2 pseudogenes are annotated in these 2,227 nt (G+C 74.6%); one reads left to right on the top strand and one right to left on the bottom strand.

Going from position 1 to position 2,227, the window contains the following annotated elements:
• A pseudogene (locus HTZ82_RS12565) lies at positions 1–845 on the bottom strand (asparagine synthase); the annotation flags it as partial.
• A 713-nt stretch (positions 846–1,558) separates the two neighbouring features.
• Between HTZ82_RS12565 and HTZ82_RS12560 the strand changes: the two are divergent.
• Positions 1,559–2,227: pseudogene (locus tag HTZ82_RS12560) on the top strand (hypothetical protein); the annotation flags it as partial.

Raw genomic sequence — 2,227 nt, 5'->3', positions numbered from 1 at the left:
GGGGCGCCGCGGGCGGCGCGGCGGTCGGCGGGGCCCATGCCGGGGACGGGGCCGGGGTCGGGCCGCTGGGCGGCGGGGGCGTGCCGGGGGGCGGTGAGGCGGGCCCGTACGGCTTCGACGAGGGCGTCGCGTACGGCCTCGACGGCGCGGTCGGGGTCGAGTTGGGGTGCGGCGACGGCGAGGGAGGACACGGTCTCGTATCCGGTGATCTCGCGGGAGCCTTCGCGCAGGACGAGGGCGTGGCCGGGCGGTACGCGCTTGACGCCGGCGTACGGGGTGGAGTCGCGGAGCGCCTCGGGGGTTTCGGGGCAGGCGAGGAGGGCGGCGAGGTGCCCTATGTCGAGCTGGGCCTCGATGAGGTCGGCGAGGGGGAGGGCGGCGGTGGCGTAGGCGGTGCCGTCGGCCCAGGGGGTGTGGAAGACGGGGCGGGCGCCGGCGAGGTCGGCGGCGATGGTGATGCGCCGGCCGGTGCGGACGACGGCGGTGTAGCTGCCGGGCCAGGCGGTGAGGTGGCGCAGGGCGCCGCCGCGTGCGGCGAGGAGGCCGACCTTGAGTTCGTCGTCGCTGGCGGCGCAGCAGCCGAGGACGGCGATGCGGGTGTCGGGGTCGACGCTGACGACGCGTACTTCGTCGGGGCGCCAGTCGCCGACGGCCCACAGCGGGTCGGGGTCGCCCCAGAGGAGTTGGCCGCCGACGGGCTGCAGGGTGGCGCCGTCGTCGGGGCCTCCCACGCCTCCCACGCTGCCCACGCTGCCCACACCGCTCACGCCGCTCACGCCGCCCGCGCGGAAGGCGCTCGCGCCGAAGCTCGCGGCGATACTGCTCCATCCCACCAGCCAGCGCATCGCCGCCTCCACAGCCTGTGGACAACTCAAGCCACATACGGCGCACTCGACGCGGAGGTCGAGGGTGCCGATGGAGACATGCTGCCACGACAACAGGCGCACAGGAGGGCCTCCGGGCGGCGCGGACCCAAACGGGAACGCGCCCCTGGCAATTGGCCATGTGGTGACGGCTCGGCGGCGGAGGCGAAACGGGCGTGGTCCCTGCCGTGGGTGGGCATGGGCCAACAGCGGCCCGGGAAGCCCGGATTGGATCACCTTTCGGGTGGTTCGACCAGCCGAACAATGGGCATCATTCAGCCATTCTCCGCGCCCACCAAACCGTACGTTTGTCAACAACTCTGGTCTCAACCGTTGTTCACGCGCCCGGTCCGGAAGGCGCTGCTCGCCTCCCGGACCGGTCCGCCGCCCGCGGGGAATGAGGCGGCGGTGTCCCCCAGCCCGCTGGTCCCTGCCCAGCGGGCCGACCCACGCAGCACCATGGAAGCGCTGCCCCCACGGGACGGGCCAGAGCGCACGGACGGGCGCACGGCCACACGCCGGGAGCACGGCGACCGGGCGGCGGGGCGCACGGTGGCCGTTCCTCCGCACAACAATCCCGCCATAGGGAACACCGCCCCTTAACGGTGGGGATGCGGCGAACTACGCTGGGTTTACGAATGCCGCGCGCCTATGCCTGGCAGTGCGGCGGCCGTCTGGGTGTCGAGGGGTGGCGCATGTCCAGGGAGCTACGCGGACCGAACGAGAAGCTCGGCACCGTTCTCGCCCTCGCCGGGATCAGCAACGCCGGCCTGGCCCGGCGGGTCAACGACCTCGGGGCGCAACGCGGGCTGACCCTGCGCTACGACAAGACGTCCGTGGCCCGGTGGGTGTCGAAGGGCATGATCCCGCAAGGTGCGGCGCCGCATCTGATCGCCGCCGCCATCGGACAGAAGCTCGGCCGCCCCGTGCCGCTGCACGAGATCGGACTCGCGGACGCCGACCCGGCCCCCGAGGTCGGGCTGGCCTTCCCGCGCGATGTCGGAGAGGCCGTGAAGTCGGCGACGGAGCTGTACCGGCTGGATCTCGCGGGGCGGCGCGGCGGCGGCGGTATCTGGCAGTCCCTGGCCGGTTCGTTCGCGGTCAGCGCGTACGCGACGCCCGCATCGCGCTGGCTGATCACCCCGGCGGACCCGTCCGTGGAACGGCACGCACCGCGCCCGCAGGGCGTCCCCGCCGGCCCCGGCGGCGCATCCGGCACGGAGCCTGAAGGCGGCGGTACGCCGAGCCGCGCCGGTACGCCGAGCCGCGCCGGTACGCCGAGCCGCGGCAGTACGGCGGGAAGCGGCGGTACGGCGGGAAGCGGCGGTACGGCACGAACCGCGGGCCCCGCAGGGCGTGGCCGC

Source organism: Streptomyces sp. TRM64462 (genome assembly GCF_013362995.1).
In the GTDB taxonomy this organism is placed as follows: domain Bacteria; phylum Actinomycetota; class Actinomycetes; order Streptomycetales; family Streptomycetaceae; genus Streptomyces.
This window is presented reverse-complemented; position numbering and strand designations above follow the sequence as displayed.